This window comes from Brevibacterium salitolerans (assembly GCF_039531405.1).
Classification (GTDB): domain Bacteria; phylum Actinomycetota; class Actinomycetes; order Actinomycetales; family Brevibacteriaceae; genus Brevibacterium; species Brevibacterium salitolerans.
Genome location: NZ_BAAAPZ010000012.1, coordinates 51,353 through 70,245 on the forward strand (window position 1 = coordinate 51,353; position 18,893 = coordinate 70,245).

At 73.3% G+C, this 18,893-nt stretch carries 9 protein-coding genes; 1 reads left to right on the forward strand and 8 read right to left on the reverse strand.

All coding sequences use genetic code 11. The features are described from left to right. The first annotated feature begins 108 nt into the window (after window positions 1–108). On the forward strand, window positions 109–501 hold the full coding sequence (locus ABD240_RS12675) for a Fur family transcriptional regulator (RefSeq protein WP_344337637.1): 393 nt from the start codon (window positions 109–111) through the stop codon (window positions 499–501). Between the two features lie 135 nt (window positions 502–636). On the opposite strand, the gene ABD240_RS12680 is transcribed toward ABD240_RS12675, so the two are convergent. The 8 genes from ABD240_RS12680 to ABD240_RS12715 form a co-directional block, all read right to left on the reverse strand. After that, entirely contained in the window at window positions 637–2,016 is a 1,380-nt protein-coding gene (locus ABD240_RS12680) for an MFS transporter (RefSeq protein WP_291795374.1), read from the reverse strand. A 392-nt stretch (window positions 2,017–2,408) separates the two neighbouring features. Next, window positions 2,409–3,674, reverse strand: coding sequence for a hypothetical protein (locus ABD240_RS12685; protein ID WP_344337639.1), 1,266 nt, complete (start codon window positions 3,672–3,674; stop codon window positions 2,409–2,411). A 31-nt stretch (window positions 3,675–3,705) separates the two neighbouring features. Further along, window positions 3,706–4,902 (reverse strand): TRAFAC clade GTPase domain-containing protein, encoded by a 1,197-nt coding sequence (locus ABD240_RS12690; protein WP_291795370.1) that lies wholly within the window; start codon window positions 4,900–4,902, stop codon window positions 3,706–3,708. Between the two features lie 11 nt (window positions 4,903–4,913). Next, window positions 4,914–5,966 (reverse strand): hypothetical protein, encoded by a 1,053-nt coding sequence (locus ABD240_RS12695; RefSeq protein ID WP_344337640.1) that lies wholly within the window; start codon window positions 5,964–5,966, stop codon window positions 4,914–4,916. Next, on the reverse strand, window positions 5,963–9,673 hold the full coding sequence (locus ABD240_RS12700) for a GAP1-N2 domain-containing protein (RefSeq protein WP_344337642.1): 3,711 nt from the start codon (window positions 9,671–9,673) through the stop codon (window positions 5,963–5,965). The genes ABD240_RS12695 and ABD240_RS12700 overlap by 4 nt, the downstream gene beginning before the upstream one ends. 262 nt (window positions 9,674–9,935) lie before the next feature. Beyond that, window positions 9,936–12,269 carry a SaeA-related protein gene (locus ABD240_RS12705; protein ID WP_344337643.1) on the reverse strand — a complete coding sequence of 778 codons (2,334 nt, stop codon included), beginning with the start codon at window positions 12,267–12,269 and terminating at the stop codon, window positions 9,936–9,938. A 52-nt stretch (window positions 12,270–12,321) separates the two neighbouring features. Beyond that, on the reverse strand, window positions 12,322–15,201 hold the full coding sequence (locus ABD240_RS12710; protein ID WP_344337645.1) for a hypothetical protein: 2,880 nt from the start codon (window positions 15,199–15,201) through the stop codon (window positions 12,322–12,324). Next, window positions 15,201–18,728, reverse strand: coding sequence for a tubulin-like doman-containing protein (locus ABD240_RS12715; RefSeq protein ID WP_291791731.1), 3,528 nt, complete (start codon window positions 18,726–18,728; stop codon window positions 15,201–15,203). Before ABD240_RS12715 ends, ABD240_RS12710 begins: the two co-directional genes overlap by 1 nt. Between the last annotated feature and the right edge of the window lie 165 nt (window positions 18,729–18,893).

Here is an 18,893-nt window from a genome sequence, read left to right on the forward strand (position 1 = left end):
TGTGTGGGCGGCTGCGTGCGTTCGCGGGCTCTGCGCCGGCATGCATGCACGCATTGAGATATGATGATGAGTTCGAGAACCCTTCTCATTTCCGCCTCAGGAGGACGCATGTCGGAGCCGCCGCGCGCCCGCAGGCGCACCGCGCAGAAGAAGGCCGTGGGAGAGGCCCTCGAGGCTGCAGACGGCTTCGTCTCCGCACAGGAGCTGCATCGCCGGCTCACGGACGAGGGCCGCACGGCGGGCCTCGCCACCGTCTACCGGCAGCTCAACACACTCGCGGACGACGGGGAGGCCCACGTCGTCACGACCTCCACGGGGCAGCTGTTCCGTGCGTGCGAGAACGGCGCGCACCACCACCATCTGATCTGCGAGCGGTGCGGGCGCGCCGTGGAGGTCACTCCGCCCCTCGAGAGCTGGCTGCCGCGGATCGCGGAGGAGAACGGCTTCTCCCTCACCCGCCACCAGGTGGAGGTCTTCGGACTCTGCGCAGACTGCCGCTGACGGTTCCCACCGTGAATCACCACGGCCGCCCACACATGTGTGGGCGGCCGTGTCCGTGTCCGGGCTGCGCAACCCGCTGGCGGGACACGCGACCATCATGGGCGCACCCTGCCGCAGGCCTCACCCGCAGGCGACTCAGGCGGTGGGCAGGTCGTCGAGCTTGCCCTTGCGCCGGGCGACGCGGGACTCCGCGTCCATCCGGTCGACCTCCATGAGGTCCACCCCGCGGGTCTCCCGGGTGAAGACCAGCGCCACGAGCGAGATCGCGGCAGCGACCGCGAGGTAGATCGCGATGGGCACGGACGAGCCGGTCTCGCGCAGGAGCCAGGTGGCGATGATGGGGGCGAAGGAGCCGGCCACGATCGCCGTCACCTGATAGCCCACGGACACGCCCGAGTACCGCATGCGGGTGGGGAACATCTCCGCCATGATCGCCGGCTGTCCGGCGTACATGAAGCCGTGGAAGATCAGGCCGGCGAGGATGCCGAGGAAGATCATGAACGGTTCGCCGGTGTCGTAGAGCGGGAAGGCGAAGAAGCCCCACGTCGCCGTGAGCAGGATGCCCACCAGGTACGGCGGCTTGCGGCCCACGACGTCCGTGAGCTTGCCGATGAGCGGCACGATCGCTGCGTGGATCGCATGCGCGCCCAGCAGCAGCCCCAGGATCTCGTGATTCTCGATGCCCACCTGCAGGGAGAGGTAGGTGATCGTGAAGGTGACCACGAGGTAGTAGTGGATGTTCTCCACGAGGCGCAGGCCCATCGCGCAGAACACGCCGCGCGGATAGCGCTTGACGACCTCGATGACGCCGTAGCCCGCGTCCTCCTCGACGACCTCGGCCTGCGCCTCCTCGAAGATCGGGGCATCGCTGACCTTCGTGCGGATGTACCAGCCGATGATGACGATGACCGCGGAGAGCCAGAAGCCGATCCTCCAGCCCCAGGACAGGAACGCGTCCTGCGTGAGCACGGCGGTGAGGACGAACAGCACCGCGGTGGCGAGCAGGTTGCCCAGCGGCACACCGGACTGCGGCCAGGACGCCCAGAAGCCGCGCTCCTTGTTGGGCGAGTGCTCCGCGACGAGGAGGACGGCACCGCCCCACTCGCCGCCCACCGCGAAGCCCTGGATGAAGCGCAGCGTCACGAGGATGACGGGCGCCGCATAGCCGATCTGGTCGAAGGTGGGCAGGCAGCCCATGAGGAAGGTCGAGACGCCCACCAGCACGATCGAGAGCTGCAGGAGCTTCTTCCGCCCGTACTTGTCACCGAAGTGGCCGAACACGATGCCGCCCACAGGGCGGGCGATGAAGCCGATCGCATAGGTGCCGAAGGCCGCGATCACCGCATCGAAGGGGTTGTTGGACGGCGGGAAGAGGATGTGGTTGAAGACCAGGGTGGCGGCCGAGGCGTAGAGGAAGAACTCGTACCATTCGACGACGGTGCCGGCCATGGAGGCCGCGACGACACGCTGCAGCAGGGTCCGCTGCTCCCGTGCGTCGCTAGACTGGTGGGACATGTGCGCTCCAGACGATGGCGCAGACCCGGTCCCGCGCGCGGGCCCGGCGGCTCTCCTCTGAGCCCCGCTGCGGCCGCGCTGTCGCAGGAACCGCCTCTGCGGATCCAAGAGGTGCGCCGGTCCTGATCGCCGAACGCACCCGGTGTACGGAACCCCATCTTGAACAGTCCCCGCCCGTGATTCAAGGCACACTCGCAGAAACCTGCGCTCCGGCTCCTGCGTTTGCGCAGAGCCGCTGTGCGGAGCGGACCGCCGACGCACCGCGCGCCTCCCCTGCAACGTCTCGCACCTTCCAACGGCGTTCATGCGCGCACACATGCGCACAGCGTCAGAAAGTGTGAAAGGTCGGGGAGGTCAGCTGCGGATGCGGCCAGGACCGGAGCCCGAGGCGCTCACCAATGCTGCGGCTGGCTGCCCTGACCCGCCGGCGGGTACCCGCCGTAGCCGGGCTGGCCCGCACCGAACGGCGGCGCGGCCGCGGTGCCCGGCTGGCCGCTGTGCCCGCCCGCACCGCCGGGGGCGGGGAAGCCACCGGGGGCGGGGAACCCACCTGGTGAGGGTGAGCCCACCTGCCCGGGCGCACTGCCCGCGCCGGCACCCTGACCCGGTGCGGAGCCGTAACCGGGGCCCGAGCCGTAGCCCGGCCCCGAGCCACTGACCGGAGCAGAGCCGTGGGCCGGACCGTAACCGGGCCCGGAGCCATACCCCGAGCCGGAACCGTAGCCCGGCCCCGCACCGGTACCGGCTCCGCCGGGCAGAATTGCACCGCCGGGAATCCCGGCCTGCTGTGCCGCGTGCCCCGCACCGCCGTCCGCACCGCCTGCGCTGCTGCCACCGGCACCCGCCGCGCCGCCCGGCACGCCCTCGCGCTTCTCGAGCGCCGGGACGAGGAAGGTGAACACCGCACCGACCGCCAGGACCGCGATCGCGGTCACGAGCACCACCCACACCGCCGGGCCGGCCTCGGCACCGGTGTACTGGGCGAGGTCCAGCTGCCGCAGCCGCTCGATCTCCCCCACCCGCTCCGCCAGGTCTCCCTGGGAGAGCGCGGCTCCGAGGCTCTCCGACCGCTCGCCCACACGACGCACCACCCGGACCACCACGAGAGAGCCGACGGCCAGCCCCAGCAGACCGCCGCCCGCGCAGATGCTCGCGGCGTTGGCCCAGCGGGGCGAGCCGAACAGGGCGAAGAGCACCGCGAGCACGGCCAGCGCCATCCAGCCGACGAGCGGCGCGTCCAGCCCGAGGTCCCAGGCGGAGAGCACCCCCGCGGAGGCGGAGCCGCCCCTCAGCCTCACCCATGCCAGAGCCAGCGCGATGCCCGCTCCGGCGAGCGCGAGCACCGGAGGGAGGAGCGCGAACAGCGCGCCGGCGGCGCTCCGGGCCCGCTCATCGCGGCCGGCGAACGCCTCCTGCGGCGTGCGGACGCGCAGCTCCTCGCCGAGCCTGCCGAACGAGGCGAGCGCGGCCATGACCGCGACGATGAGCGCCCCGATCCCGGGGACCACGACGGCGATGAGCGAACCCGCCCACCAGCGCATCCCTGCGATGCGGGCGAGCTGCGCGCCCAGCAGGACGTGCGTCACCACGTGCACCAGCAGGAACGCGAGGACGAACTGCCCCAGCGCCTCCTGCAGCAAACCCATCGGAATGCTCATGACCGAGTCTCCTCACCCTGTGTCGCCGCGCTCATCGCAGATGCCCCTGCCGCTGCTGGTCGATGGCCCACAGCAGCGGATCCAGCACCCGGAAGGGTGCGATGCCGTGGCTGGAGACCTTCTCGCCCTGCGGCGAGTCGCCCAGGGCAGACACCGCGAAGTACTGGTGCGGCATGGGGCTGCCCAGGTGGGGCCGCTCCATCTTGTTGACGACCTCGGCCGCCTGCATGAACAGCAGCAGGCTGCGGATCTCCTCGTGGACGCGGAAGGACTCGTCGAGGTCGAAGGACTGCACGTAGGACGGCTCGCGCATCATCGCCGCGCCCGGATTCGACATGATCCGGCTCCACTCCGCGTCGTTGATGTCCGCGAGCTTCTGCATGACGTCGAACTTGGACAGCGCCACGGCCACCCGCGGCGGCCGCGCGGAGACCCCGATCCGCCGCTGCAGGTTGTCCAGCACCGTCGTCGCGCTGCCGGAGGACCGCGCGTCCAGCGGCACGAGATCCTGCAGGCGGCGCCGGATCGCGTCCACGGAGAGCGGGTCGAACATGAAGATCACGGTGTCCGCGCGGACCATGAAGTCCAGGTGGGTGTCCTCGGCCGGCGGGTTCTCCAGCTCCTCGCCCGCCACATCGCGCAGCACGAGCATGTGCCGCAGTCTCGTCACCGGATCGACGCCCAGGCTGAAGATGAGCGGGGTGAGGTGGAAGGCGTCGGCACCGGTGTTCGCCGCCACCGTGGCTCCCATGAGGCCCATCTCCTGGAAGAGCGGCTTCTCGTAGTGCTCCCGGTAGACGCGCTCCGTGGCGGCCGTCGCCATCTGCACGCTCGCACCGTGGCGCAGGAGGAACTGGTGGAGGGACTTCACCGCGGTCGCGATGTAGAGGCTCTTGCCCGAGGCGCGGGCACCGCACATCACCACGTTCGTCACCATCGTCTCCCGCCAGTGCTCCGGCAGCGGGTTGTGGCAGTGGGGGCAGATCTCGCCCTCCACCTCGGTGCCCGGCTCCGCGAACTCCGCGGCGAGCGCGCGCCCGTCGGGAGGCCAGGGGCCGTGGTAGTCGGGGTTGGACTGATGCAGGTCCAGCACCGCCTCATAGGCGACCTCGGCACCCAGCCAGCGGGAGGCGACATCGTCGACGACCGGCTCCAGACCGGTGTTCTTCAGCGCCCACATGTAGTGGTCGACCGGGACCTCGTAGAAGCAGAGAGGGCATTTGGACACGGTTTCTCCTCTCAGTGCCGCGAGCGGGACGTGGGACGGTCGGGGGACTGCGCCGGCTCTGTGAGCCCCCTGAGCAGGGAGTCCGCGATCTCGCCCAGCCGGCCGCTGTGCTGCGGCTCCGGCAGCTCGCTCAGCTCCGCGACGTCGATGACGGTGGCGCCGCCGGGCAGCGTGACTCCGGCGGACTCGACCGCCCAGTCCTCACGGCTGCCGAGCACCACCAGGTGGCGGAGCACCCCGTCCTCCCGGGTGAGCGGTGCCAGCAGCTCGAAGTCCGCGGGCAGCGCGTCCGTGACGAAGAGGACCGCGGTCCCGGCAGGCAGGCTCCGGACGAGCTGAGCGGAGGAAGCGGCGAAGACGGAGCGCAGCGGTCTGTCCGCCCTCGCCCGCAGCACGGCCTCCGGCAGCGCGGAGACGTCCTCGCAGCGCACGTGCTCCGGTGCCGCGTCCAGCAGGGCGGCGAGGACGGAGTGGCCGGCGGCGACCACGCTGGCGAACCCGGAGAGGATCTCCAGCGCGCCCCGGAGCACGGTGTCGTCGAGCGCCCGCGTCGAGGCCGAGGCGTCGACCGCGAGGAGCACCGTCCGCGCCGCGGCACCCGCGTCGAGGCCGCCCAGCCGGCGCCGGGTCTCCACCCGCGCGGCCTCGGCGAGCGGGGGCAGGTCCGGACGCGCCGCGGGCAGGTCCGCGAGTCTCACGAGCAGCGAATCGCCCTCCGCCCGCAGCGTGAGGAGCAGGGCCCCCGAGACTCCGGAAAGGTCCGTGCCCTCCGAGAGCCGGATCTCATCGGTCTCTCCGCCCGGCCCGCCCTCCGCCTTGAGCTTGAGGTGCACGACGGATCCGGCGGGGAACTCCCGTCCGTCCGTCGTCACCCCGAACGTCAGGTTCTCCGGCGGCTGCGGCACAACGAGGATGCCCGGGGCCGGGGCGATGTGCTCCACCTCAGAGCCGTCCGCGCCCGCGGCCCACACGCGGGCATGAGGCACCGGCAGATGCGCGGTGAGGGTGAGGCGGGTGCGCGGGATGCGGATCTCCGCCCCGCGATTGAGCATGAAGACCGTCATCGCGTCTCCTCGTCCTTCCTGCCGAACCGGGAGAAGAGCGAACGCCCGCCTCCCGCATCATGGCCGCTGCGGCCTGTGCTCCGCGCCATGTCCTCGCCTCCCAGCTGTGCGCCCAGCCCCAGGGCGAGCTCGTCGATCGCCGCGTCCATGTCTCGCGGCCGCGGGACCCTGGAGGCGCCGCGTCCGGCGCTGTGCGCGGCGGCCTGGGCGACCCTGTCCGCCGCCTCCGCCTCCAGCCGTTCGCCGGCCTCGGCCAGGATGTCACGCAGCTCCCTCTCCGTGCTCTGCAGTCCCACCAGCAGGACCTCCTGGAAGAGGGAGGCGCCCTGCACGGGGCGTCCGCGGCGGCCTCCGCGCGCCCTGCGACCCCCGGCTTCGGTGTGTGCCTCCGCGGACTGCACCTCCGCCTCCGGGGCGTCCGCGGCGAGCGCCAGGAGCTCCGCCTCGGCGGGCAGGAGGAGGGCGAAACCGCGCTGCTGCAGCCGCTCCGCGAGGGCGAGCTCGGCCAGCCCCACCAGGGTGCTGTGGGGATCCGGGCGCCACCGGTACGGCTGCGGAGCGGGTCCGCTGCCGAGGCCGCCGGGCGCCCACCGCGCGTGCCCGGGTGCGGGCGCGGGCGGGGAGGCCTCCGGCACGGGAGGCCCGACTGCCGGGTGCCGCTGCTCCGAGTGCGCGGGGGCTGAGAGAGGGGCTACACCCGGCAGAGGCTCGCTGTGTGCCGGCCCGGTGGGCGCGGGAGCGGTCCCGGACCGCTGGGACGGGCGCACTCCCAGACGACCCGCGACAGCGGCGGCATCCACGGCCTCGGGCACCAGGGAGCGCAGCCGCCGGGCGAAGACCGCCGCGTCCATGCCTTCTCCGGGCGGTGCGGTTCTGGGCTTCGCGGTCCCAGGCAGTGCGGTCCCAGGCAGTGCGGTCCCGGGCAGTGCGGCTCCGGGCTGCGCGGTCCCGGGCTGCGCGGTCCCGGGCTGCACAGCTCCGGGCAGTGCGGCTTCGCCGAAGGCGAATCCCGGCCACACGTGCGCCTCGGCGGCCGGCACGCCTGTGTCGCGCTCCGCGGCCTCCCGCAGGGCATCGGCACGGAGGAGCACGGTCCGCAGAAGCGCCGCGAAGAGGTCCGAGGACAGCGCCCGGGCGTGCGCCCACTCCGGCTCCGGCCCGTCGTGGGTGAGCGGCGATATGAGCACTCGGAGCGCTTCGCTGGGCTCGATGTCCTGCGCGCCGGCATCGTCGTAGGCCGCCTGCAGCAGAAGGGCGAGGCGATGCCCGCGCGAATACCAGATCCGGGTGCGGACGAGGACGCCGCAGAGCCTTTCGAGCCCGGGCTCCCACGGCTGTGTGAGGAGCGGAAGGAGGAGGTGCGGCTCCGTCACCAGCCAGCACGGAGCCGCGTCCTCCATCTCCGCGAGTTCACCCGGCGTGGGATGCAGCGCCGTGAGAACCGACTGCACGTCCTCCGGAGCCTGCCGGGAGTCCGGGCTCAGCCCAGCGGCGAGGCGCACCCACAGCGGAAGGAGATCACGCCGCTCACCGTGGATCAGCAGGCGACCGAGCAGCTGCGCCGTGAGACGGCCGGCCGGGGTGCTGGAGTCCGCGGCCTCGGCGGAGCCGGAGAACGAGGAGGGCGCTGCTCCACCACCCGGTGGAGCAGCGGCCTGCGGGGCAGAGGCCTGCGGCAGCACAGCGTCCGCTGCGCCGTGGGCGAGAAGGAGGTCCGCGAAGACCTCCGTGACCAGGGGTGGCGCGCCGGTGCCGGCGCCGGGAGATGGTGTGCTGGCCTCGGCGACGGGGGCCGTCCCCTGGCAGAGACCGGCGATGACGAGCGCGGGGATCCCGGGAGCGAGGCGACCGATCTCTCTCACGAGGTGCTCTCCACCCGGACGCCAGACGTCCTGCACCGCCGGGACGGTCTCGAACATCTCCACGAGGCGCGCCTCCAGCTGCGGGCTGGCCTCCGAGGAGACGTAGATGCCCGCATCCGCGAGGAGGTTGGCCAGCTGGAACGCGTGGAGGGCGAGGGCGCGGCGGTCCTCGCCGTGCGCCTCTCCGGAGGCCTTGAGCACCCGTTCGACGGCATCCGCAGCCACCTGTACGAGGGCGTCGTCGGCGGCGCGGGAAGGGTCACCGTGCAACCGGGAGGCCGGCGGTGCCGCCTCCGGTACGCCTTCGTCCAGGGTGCGCAGCAGCGCGGTGCGAGCGACGAGCGCGTGCTGGACGGCCGAGCGCGCGGGGTCGAGCTCACCCAGCAGCGCCCAGGCCTCGGCGGCAGTGGAGCCCATGCGCGGCGTCAGCGCGGAGACGATCGACTTCGCCCGGCCTCTGTCCGCACGGGCGGAGCGCGGCGCGGAGCGGCCCATGACGGCCTCCACCGCCGCACGGACCGCCGGCGGCAGCGGCGGCTCCCCGCCGTCCGCCGCGGCTTCCGCACCGCCCGGTCCTGTGCCGGTGCCACCCGGTCCCGCGCCGGTGCCGTCATGCCCAGAGGAGTCGCCGGCCTCCGCCGCACCCTGTGCAGTCGCACCCTGTGCAGTCGCACCCTGAGCTGCCGCACCCTGTGCAGCCTCGCCCTGTGCAGCCGCACTCTGTGTCGCACTCTCGGCGGTGGGCCCGGAAGCGGCCTCGTCGACGACGACGGCGAGCGCCCATGCCGGTTCCACGACCTCGTCCGCGGCGAGGGGGAAGCGGGCATCGAGGGCCTCGAGCGCACGGAGGCGTGCGGGCAACTGCTCCGGAACCGCCGCCACGGCTTCCATCAGCGCGGAGAACGGACCGCCGGGAATCGCGGGACCCTGGCGCACGAGATGGGAGCCGTCCTCCCCGCGCACGGGCAGATCGCCGTCGGCCAGCACGAAGACGTCCTCGCGCTCGGAGAGCCGGCCCGCGTCCGCCTCCGGCACGGTGACGATGTGGGCGCCGCGCAGCTCCTTGGACCCCAGATCGTCGGCGCGTTCGTAGAGGGACCAGCCGATGCACCGGGCGAGCGCCGGCGAGGTGAGGTGTGTGAGGACCGTGATGACGAGGGCGGCCCAGTCCTGCCTGTCGGTGACGAGGACGAGGCGCCGCCCACCGCGCACGGCCTCGGTGAGCGCGTCCGCGGCGGCGAGGAACGGCTCCGTGTAGCCGGGGGTGGTGAGCAGGGAGGCGACGGTCTCCGTCCGTCCGAATCCCTCGGGGTGCGCCTGGGGCTCCGCGACCGGCCGGGTGCGGAGGATCGCCTCCACCCCGTAGGGCCGGGCGAACGCGGAGGACCTCCAGAGGTCGATGGGACGCTCCGCGCCGGAGGGGCCGCGGTCCAGAGCCACGTGGCTGTAGACGTTGCCGGGCCGTCCCGTGGAGTCGGCCCCCGCGGGCACCGCGTGCGTGAGGACGCCGGGGCTGCCGGGGCCGGGCGGCCTGAAGCGCATGCGCACCGGCAGCGCCTCCGCCTCCTCCGCGCTGAGGAAGGCCGGCAGGCTGCCGTGGAAGGAGAAGCGGCTCACCACGCTGCGCCGCAGCAGGCGCAGCTCGTCCGCGTCCGGTTCGCCCAGCGTGTCCTTGACCTGCCAGCCGCCCGGCACACCGTCGCCGCGGTCGAAGGAGGCATAGGTGATCTGCGCCCACCGGGAGGCCGGGGCCGAGGCGGCAGCTGACGCGGACGGGGCGGCTGCGGTGGCCGGAGGAGCGGGTGCCGGCGAAGCGGCCGAGGCGGCGGGAGGCCCCGGAGGCACAGCCGGTGCCGGGACCGCGGAGGGAACCGGTGGGACCGGAGCTGCGGAAGATCCGGGCGCCGCGGGGGACACGGGCGCGACCGGCGGTACCGGCGTGACGGGCGGCACCGGCGTGACGGCTGCAGGAGGCGGGGAGGCCGGGGGCGCGGGGGCACCCGGCGGCGTCACAGCGGGACGCGCCGGCTGCTCGGGCCCGCCCGGCTGCTCGTCCTGCCCTGCCGGGCCGGGCCGCCTGTCGCCGGGGCGGAAGGTCCGGATCGAGTCAGCCACGCCGGAACCCCCACCTGCGCCTCTGGCCCGAGCCCGCCTCGGGTGCGGCCCGCTGGCTGCCCTGCGGGCCCGCCTGCGCGGCGGCCTGTTCCGCGGCGGCCTGCGCCTGCTGGAGCCGTGCTGCGAGGTGGGACAGCGCCAGATCCACGCGCATGACCCTCACGTCCGGATCCAGGAGGGCGACGCCCCGCATGGCCTCCGGATCGAGATCCGCGAACAGCCGCACGAAGCCCTGCTGCGGATAGCCCTCCACGCCTGCGGCGAAGGTGACGACGGGTGCCTCCTGCCACCTCTGCGCCCCTACGACCACGCCGGGCTGGAAGCGCGGCAGCGACTGCCAGCCCTGCGGCAGGGGGACGAAGAGCGCCACGCGATGGCCGTCCTCCTTGTGCAGCGGCATCCGGCCCTCGTTGTGGACGAGCACGAACGCGACCTGCGTGTGGAGGTCCTCCTGCACCGCCAGGACCCGGACGCGGCCGCAGGGCGTGCCGACCTCCAGGTCCCAGTCGATCTCGTAGCGCAGCTGGGTGAGCGGCGGGCAGTCGAGCCGCACCGGCGCCGAGGTGATGAGCTCGCCCCCGCTGAACAGACCGGACACCAGGTAGAAGGTGGCCCCCGCACGCTCCTCGTGCCCCTCGATGGGCATGCCGCCGCGCTCGCGGTAGACGGATTCGTCGATCTCCTGGACCGGCGGGCTCTGGAGTGCGGACTCCGCCGTGCCGCCCAGGTTCGTCCGGTGCAGGCGGACCACGTCCGCGCCTCGGGGCCAGGCGAAGCTCACGATCTTGCGGCCCACGCGCTCCGCCAGCCGGGCCTCCCGCACCGGGCTCACGCTCTGCCCGTGCACCGTCGTGCCCACGAAGACGCTGTCGCCGTCGTAGACCACGGGGGTGAAGTAGGCGCGGGTCCAGTCGTGCGGCCACGGCACCTCGCGCATGGACCGGCGGCCGTCCTCGAGCTCCTCCACGGGGTACGGGAGCATGTCCTCGGCCTCCAGCCCGGAGCCCGGGCCCAGGCGGCCGGCGGACATGGCCTCCTCCCCCAGGCCCGAGGCCGGAGGCCGGGAGCTGCGGAAGATCTCCACCCTGCCGTAGCGCGGCGGCGTCCACTCCAGGTCGAAGGTGGGGGTCTCGCCCGGCGTGAGCACGAACCGGAGATCGGTGACCGGGCTGAGCACGACGGGGATCTGCAGCACCACGGTGTGCGGGTCCGAGGTCCGCCCGTCCGTGTCCTCCGCGACGATCTGGTAGACGTAGCGCTCCCCCGGCTCCGTGCCGGCGTCCTGGAATCCCTGCAGAGAGGGGCTGGAGGCGGCGACGGCGAAGCGCGGGTCGCCCAGGGCGTGAGCGGCCTCCGCGGGACGGGCCCGGTAGATGTGCACCCGCCGGATGCCCGGAAGCACGTTCCACTTGCCCACCACCTGGGCGACGTCCACACCCACGTGGGCATTGCGCACTCCCAGCGTGATCCGGCCCTGCGCGTGGAGCACCGGCTGGACGGAGGTCACCTCCGGCACGCTGGCCCCGTCGTAGCGCCATACCTGGAAGTGACGCATGGCGGTGCGCGGGACGGAGGCGTCCACGGCGGAGGACTCCTCCGTGACCGCGACGACGTCGGCGATGTCCGGGGAGGGCGCGGGCTGTTCGTCGGAGGCGACGACGCGGTAGACGGCTGCGTGCTCCACCGGCTCCCAGCGCAGCAGGAGCGAGCCGTCCCCGGTGGCCGCGATGCTCAGCTGTGCCGGTTCCCCCTGCGGCCCGAAGTTGTAGCCGGCGAACCGCAGCTGCGTGAGGTCCGTGCCGGGGAAGAGCGTGCTCCGGCCGTTCCCGCCGGATCCGGCTCCGGCCGGAGAGGGCGCCGCGGGTGCCGAGGCGGTGCCGGGTGCCGAGGCACCCGGAGCGGGGCCCGCGGACGGGCCTGCCCCCGCAGACGGATGCCGCGGGGCCGGGATGCTCGGCGCAGACGTGTCCGGGGAGGCCCCCGGTGCCGAGGCATCCGGGAAGCCGCCCGCGAGCACCGGATCCGGGTTCGCGGGGTTGGTGGTGGCGAAGCCGGACCGGGGCGCCGACGAGGGGCGAGGACCCGAGGACGAGGGCGGCGGCTCCGCATCCGTGCGCGGAGCGGGGATGCGCGGCCCGGACGTCTGCGGTCCCTGGGTCTGCGGCTCCGGGGTCTGCGGTCCCGGAGCCCGAGGCGGCTGGGCAGGGGGCGCGGGCTCGGCGACGACGGGAGGGGCCGGGCGCTGCTGCGTCCGCGGCGGCGGGATCACCGGTCCGGTTCCGTCGCGGCCCGGGCCCTGTGCGTCTCCGGAGTTCTCGTCTCTCATCGTCCGTTCCCTGTTCTCACGTCTCGTCGCGCCATGTCAGCGGTCCCGCCCCTCAGAACGCCTGGCCGCCGAAAGGGTTCTGCAGCGGCGGCTCGCCGCCGGAGGCCGCACCGCCGGGTCCCTGCGGGTGCGGCACCTGCGGAGGCTGCGGGGCAGAACGCGAGGGGGCAGAGGCCTGCTGCGGTCCGGAGCCCTCCCGGCCCTGCGCACCCTGCCCCGGCTGCTCCCGGCCCTGCGCACCCTGATGCAGCTGCGCCTGTGCCCGGGCCGCGGCGATCGACCAGGGCGAGTCGCCCTGTCCCCAGGCCACGGAGGCGGAGCGCTCGCGGAAGAAGGCGAGGTCGTCGTCGCTCACCACCCGGCTCAGCTGGGTGTGCACCAGCACGGTGCTGAAGCCGCTGCGCTCCGTGAGCACCACCTCGTCGGCGAGTCCGTGCACGTCGCTGCCGGCGCCGGAGGACGTCAGCAGCACGTCGTCGAGGAGCTCCGGCGCACCGCTGCCCGGATCCAGGCGCTGTCCCACCGCTCCCAGGAAGTCCTGGGCGCTCACCTGCGCTCCGCCCGCGCCGTCCGCGATCCGCCCCAGCAGCTCCGCCCGGGTGGCCGCGTGGCGGGGGTCCTGCAGACGGCCCATCGCCGCCTGCCACGGGGCCTCGCCCAGGCGCGGATCCACGCCGTGCTCCGTGAGCGAGCGCGTGAGCGTCGACAGCGCGGAGCCCGGGCCCACGGCCGTCTCCGCGAAGAGCCGCTGGGGATCCGCCGCCAGCTGCTGGTTGTGCAGCTGGGCGGAAGCCGCGGAGCTGCGCAGGAAGGCGCTCCACTGGGTGTCCGCCCAGCCCACGTCGAAGAGCTCGGAGCGCAGGGTGCGGGCGGTGGCGTCCACGGCGGCGGAGTCCACCACGTACTCGGCGTGCCCGGTGCTCAGCGGCAGGTCGTCGAACCGGCCGCCGTGCCCCGCGGCGGCGGCCGCGGGGCTGCCGAACGGCCGGTGCACGAAGGCACCGACGACGTCCGCCCAGCGGAGGTACTGCCCGTAGGCATCGCCCAGCCGGGTGAGGTCGCGCAGTGCGGCGGCGAGGTTGCGCTGGTCCACCGCCACGTCGTCCTGCCGCTTCTGCTCGCGGTGGATGAGGCGGAACAGCTCGGACTGCGTGCGCATGAAGGCCAGGAACGCCCCGGCGAGGGAGCCCAGCAGCGTGACGGCGAAGAGGATCCAGAACACCCACCAGGCGAAGGCGCCCCAGAAGGACAGGAGCGCGAAGAGCAGGGTGAGCGCGAGCCCGGCGAAGGCCGCGATCCGCATCCGCACGCCCAGCACCCTGTTCTGCTCCGCGACCTCCCTGGTCGTGTCCGCGTCCGGGCCCGAGGCCGTCGCCAGCCCCTGGGCGCGCTGGGCGACCTCGGCCTGCCTGCCGCGCAGGTGCTCCGCGATGACGAGCCCCACGCGGCTGACGAAGGAGGCGCGGCTGGCGAGCGTCCACTGCTCCATCTCGGAGAACTGGGCGGAGGCGTCCGCGAGCCGGGCCTGCGGGTCCGTGGCGAGCTGCTGGACCTGTGCGCCCACCTCGTCCGCACGCACCACGTCGGCCGGCTGCACCGAGACTTCGCCCAGCCTGCCGGCGACCGTGCCGCGCACCCGGAACGGCCGCTCAGGGTCCGGGGCCACGGCTTCCGGTGTGCGCACGATCGCCGGCTGTGCACCCTGGGAGGCGGCCGGCAGCTCCTGCTCGCGCTGGCGGGCGTCCACGAGGGTGAGCGAGGCGCTCACGAACGACCGCCACAGGGGTGAGAGGTCCTCGTGCACGGGCTGCCCGCCGTCGTCGAGGCGGGAGTGGAGCTGCTCCGCGGCGCTCACGGTCTCCTCCCAGCCCACGGGGCGGCCCTGCGAGTCCACGCCTCCCACCACCACGTTGTAGGCGGAGTCGCTGCCGCCCATGACCAGGTTCTGCACCGTGGAGGCGACCGCGGCCTTGGTCGAGTCGACCACGCTGCCCAGCCAGGCCGAGGGCGCGCCGCGGAGGGCGCTGAGGAGGAACGCGAAGAACATCCGCAGCGCCTGCCCGGCGGAGATCGCACGGGGCTTGGCGGGCATGTGCTGCTCCCGGTCCGCGCGGATGACCCAGCCGTGCTTGGTCCACAGATTCTGCACCTGCGCCTCGACGGCTCCGGACTCGTTCTCCGCATAGGTGGCGTGGATGCCGCCGCGATGGGGCAGCGGGTAGCCGTCGGCCACCGCGAGCACCCGCTCGCGCACCGCCGTCTCCACCGCGGAGCCGTCCAGCCGGCGGTGGAAGGACCGGGCGAGACGGGCCTTGAAGCCCGTGTGGGCGGGCTCGATCCCGTCGAGGGTGCCCTCCGGCAGCCGGTCCCACAGGCCGGCGAGCGCGGCGATCTGCGCGGCGAGATGGCGGCCCAGCTCCGCGGGTGCGGAGGTGTCGACGGGGCGCGTGCCCACGCGGGGCCCGCGCGAGTCCGAAGGGCTGAGCACCACGTCCGTCCAGCCACCGGAGGGCACGGTGTCCGCGAGGCCCACGGCCCCCGGGCCGGCGAAGGTGGCGCGCACCGCCGTCACCGGGGTGCCGCCGAACTCCTCGCCGACGATCCGGCGCAGCAGGTCGCCGGCCGCCGTGACGCCGGCGAACTCCTCCGCGGAGGCGGGCCGGTCCGCGAGCACGGCCGACAGCGCCACGACCCGGATCCGTCCGTACCGCTGCACACCGGAGAGCCCGCGCACGCTCACCCGCGTGCGCTGTCCGCGGGCGCAGAGGAAGCCGGGCACGCTGTCTGCTGTGACCGCCTGGGCGGGGACCCAGACGAAGTCGGACACGAGCCCGCCCGCCTGCCAGTCCCGCAGGGTCTCCCGGACGCCCACCAGTGAGGCGGGTGCCGTGACGAGTGTGAGCGTGCGCAGGTCCGTGCCGGTGGGTGACATCAGAACGCTCCGAATCCTTCTGGCAGCCCGGCGGTGAAGCCTCCGCCGCCGGAGCTCTCCGCTCTCTCCCTGGCGCCCTCGAGGACGCCCTGCAGGGTCTGCGTGACCTCCACGATGTCCGGGACGAGGTCGCAGAAGATGGGGGTGCCGGCGCCCGCCGCCCGGTTCTCCACCCGCACGCCCACGTGGCCGGGGGTGGAGGTGTCGAGCATGCTGGAGGCGAACCCGCCCACCGTGGACAGGAACGTCTGCGCGTTCTCGTAGCGCTGCTCCAGGGAGTCCGCGTCCGCCCGGGAGCCCGAGCCCGAGGGCGTCTGCCCGGTGCGCAGCCAGTCCGCGAGGTGGGTGAGCCCGGAGAGCGACCGCGTCTCCAGGCCGGAGGCCGGCTGCTCCTCGGAGCGGTCGTAGACCGCTCGCAGCACCTGGTACGGACGCAGGGATCCCAGCACCGGGGACTGGTGGGCGTTCGCGATCGCCAGCAGGTAGGACTCCAGCACGGCCGGCAGCCAGTCGAAGGTCTCGCCCACGAACTGCGAGGGAGGCGTGAGGAGGGGGTTGGGGAAGCTCAGCCACTGCGAGCTGCTCGCATCGAACACCTGCACCGGCCGCGTGAGGTTGTCCGGGGACGGGATCTGCAGCTGGCCGGTGAGCTGGGCGACGTACCAGCCGGAGATCATGGCTCGGCGCTCGGCCTCGCTCATGGGCAGGGAGGCCGGCAGCGTGCGCGCCCGCCGGTAGGTCCAGAAGTCCTGCCTCTGCCCGCTGGACGTCAGCTGCGACCAGCGGGTGGACACCGGGACGAGGACGCCGTCGAACGCGATGGGACTGAGGTTCCCGAAGGAGCCGAACACGTCCACGTGGGTGATGCCCGCGGCGGTCTGCCCCTGGGTGAGCGAGTTGTCGAAGATGTCCACCGTCTGCGACTCCACGGACTGCTGGGAGGTGAGCACCGCCCGCAGGCGGTCCACGAGGTCCGGGGCGGCCGCGAACGGTGCGGCGGAGAACTTGTACCGATAGGTCACCGAGCTGGCGTGGATGCGCGAGACCACGTCCGGGTGCACGCTGGACAGCGGCAGGCCGCGCGTGAGCGTCTCCCGGAACTTGGCCTCCAGGTCCGTCCTGCGCTGGGAGAGCTCGTGCGGTGCGGCGCCGTCCTTGCCCAGGATGTAGTCCTCGAGCGAGAGGCTGCAGTACTTGTCGAAGGCCTCGTTGCGGCGATTGACGAACTGCAGCGCCCGCAGGCGCAGATCGCGGGAGCCCACGTGCAGGGAGTAGCGGCCTGCGCTCGCAGTGAGCGGGTTGCCGGTGTGCGGATCGCGGGTGAACCGGGAGGGCCGCCAGCGCGCCAGCTCCTCGATGAGCCCGCCCGGAGCACTGCTGCCCTCTGCGGCCGTCCACTGGCCGCTGATCACCTGGGCGGCGGCCATCCGGCGGGCGCTGTCCCATTCGATGCCCGCCGGTCCCTGCCCGCCGGAGCCCACGGCGTCCGGCAGGTGGTGTCGGTAGAGGTCCTGGAACTGCGCGGCGGGGGTGAGGAGGACCTCGTTGTGGGCCGTCGCGAAGCGGTCCGGGACCCGCTGGTCCTCGTCCGAGGGCCAGGCGGAGTAGACGTCCGTCTCCACGTTCGCCAGGCCCACGGTGCGGCTGGTCTCCGTCCGGGCGAGGTCGATGCCCTGGATGGACTCCTCCACCGTCCTCTGCAGCGGGGCGAGGAGGTCCTGCGGTGCCTCGGAGAGCACGGCGGCGAGCGCCTCGCTGGCCATGAGGTAGCTGTTGTTGCGCAGGCCGGCGAGCAGGCCCGTGAGGAGCCGCTGCTCCAGCTCCTCGCCCTGGACGATGGTGCCCTTCACCGCTGCCGCATAGCCCTCGACCTCGCTCGGCACACGGGAGACGTCCGTGGCCGGATAGCGGCTGAGCTCCGTGCACCGCGGGACCACACCCTGGCCGATGTGCGTCTGCAGCCGCTGGAGGAGCGCCCGCGCATAGGGCAGGCCGTACTGCGCGATCCCCGTGCTGATGACGGAGAGCAGCCGCGCCTCGAAGGCGCGTGCCCAGTCGTAGGCCCAGCGCTGGATGATCTCGTAGCCGCCCTGCTGGAGCTGGGCCTGCTTGGCACGCAGGTAGTTGCCCGCGCTGGCGATCCAGTTGGGACCCGTCTGGCCCTGGGCGCGCGGGAGCTCGGCACCCACCGCGTACCGGTCGATCATCTCGCGCAGCGCGGCGTCGAGGCTCTGCTCGCCCAGCGCGGAGACCACCCACGCCCCGGCCGCGCCGGTGTCGTAGGTCTGGTGCTCGGCGGGCAGGCCCAGCTCGTGGACGACGGTGGGCCACTGCGAGTCGACCAGCTTGGTGAGCTGCTGCTCCGCGCCGGCGGTGCTGCCCGGCTGCAGGTGGCCCTCGCTCAGCCGGTCCGCGGCGGTGCGGGCCAGGCGCTGCGAGGAGTAGTGGCGGTAGCGGTCGCGGCCCATGCTGAGGCTGCCGAAGCCGAAGGTGCCCCAGGAGAGCTTGTCCGCGGCCTCCACGCCCCATCCCAGGAAGCTGCGGTTGGGGGAGAGCCCGTCCTTGTTGGTGAGGTCGTAGGCGCGGAAGTCCGTGGACGCCTTGCCGGAGATCATGAGCGCGGCCAGGCCGCGCGCCAGCCCCCGGTAGAGGCCGCGCTGAGTGCCGTCGCCGAAAGTGGTGCGGTCCAGCCCCTGGTACTTGCTCACGGGGAACACGCGGGCGAACGACGGGCCTCCGGAACGGTCGACGTGCTGGCCCAGCGACTCGAGCAGGCGCACGTCGTGGTCCTCCGAGGCCGCCGACTGCGCCGCGACGATCTCCCCCAGCATGCCCAGCGCATTGGGGCGCACGCCCTCGAGCTGGTCCGGGAAGATGTCCGAGGTGTACATGTAGACGCACGTGTCGTTGACGGACACACCCTGCACCTGGCCGAGCAGGCGGCAGACGTCGAGGGCCATGGAGGCGCCGGCGCCGCCGGCCATCGAGGACACGACGAACACCATGGGATCGCCCTCCGGGTCGAACCCGCCGGACCCCGGCACCGCGTCCGCGACCTGCTTCATCTGCGCATTGGCCTCGGTGGTCTTGAGCTGGTTGACCGCACGCTGCAGACCGGAGAAGACGTCCTTGGCGCGGTTGAGGGTGATGACGCGCCCCACGCCGCGCATCTGCCCGGCCCCGTTGTGCAGGGGCGTCGTCACGGACTCCGGCCTGCGCGGGGCCCAGGTGACGAACTGGTCGAGGTCACCGGTCTGCTGCAGCTTCTGGCTCACGGAGTTGTCCAGGACGGAGTACGAGCCGGACGAGGGCGCGGTGCCGATGTAGGTGCCGCCCTGGTCCCGCACGTTGCCCACGCCGGGCACGTCGGTGTCCGGGACGACGGGCACGTCCACGTGGACGAACTGCCAGCCCGCGGGCAGCTCGGGGATCCCGTGCGGCATGAGCTCGGACTTCAGCTGGTCCATGATGCGGGCGAGCGTCTCTCCACCGGAGCCGCCGCATCCCACGACGAGGAACTTGTACATTCACTGGACCTTTCGATACGGAGCTGCGGGGGCGAAGCTGTGTGCGCGGTCGGGTCTGTGCGGACCGCTGCGGACCGCCCGGACGGGTGTGCGGCACTGCCGGGCGGGTGTGCCGCCCGGCCTCACACTGCCGGGCGCGGCAGGTGCAGGGCGAGGCCGCCGCCG

Bases quoted from the DNA above. Each gene is read 5' to 3' on its own strand.
- ABD240_RS12675 (WP_344337637.1), top strand. From the start codon at position 109: ATGTCGGAGCCGCCGCGCGCCCGCAGGCGCACCGCGCAGAAGAAGGCC.
- ABD240_RS12680 (WP_291795374.1), bottom strand. From the start codon at position 2,016: ATGTCCCACCAGTCTAGCGACGCACGGGAGCAGCGGACCCTGCTGCAG.
- ABD240_RS12685 (WP_344337639.1), bottom strand. From the start codon at position 3,674: ATGAGCATTCCGATGGGTTTGCTGCAGGAGGCGCTGGGGCAGTTCGTC.
- ABD240_RS12695 (WP_344337640.1), bottom strand. From the start codon at position 5,966: ATGACGGTCTTCATGCTCAATCGCGGGGCGGAGATCCGCATCCCGCGC.
- ABD240_RS12705 (WP_344337643.1), bottom strand. From the start codon at position 12,269: ATGAGAGACGAGAACTCCGGAGACGCACAGGGCCCGGGCCGCGACGGA.
- ABD240_RS12710 (WP_344337645.1), bottom strand. From the start codon at position 15,201: ATGTCACCCACCGGCACGGACCTGCGCACGCTCACACTCGTCACGGCA.
- ABD240_RS12715 (WP_291791731.1), bottom strand. From the start codon at position 18,728: ATGTACAAGTTCCTCGTCGTGGGATGCGGCGGCTCCGGTGGAGAGACG.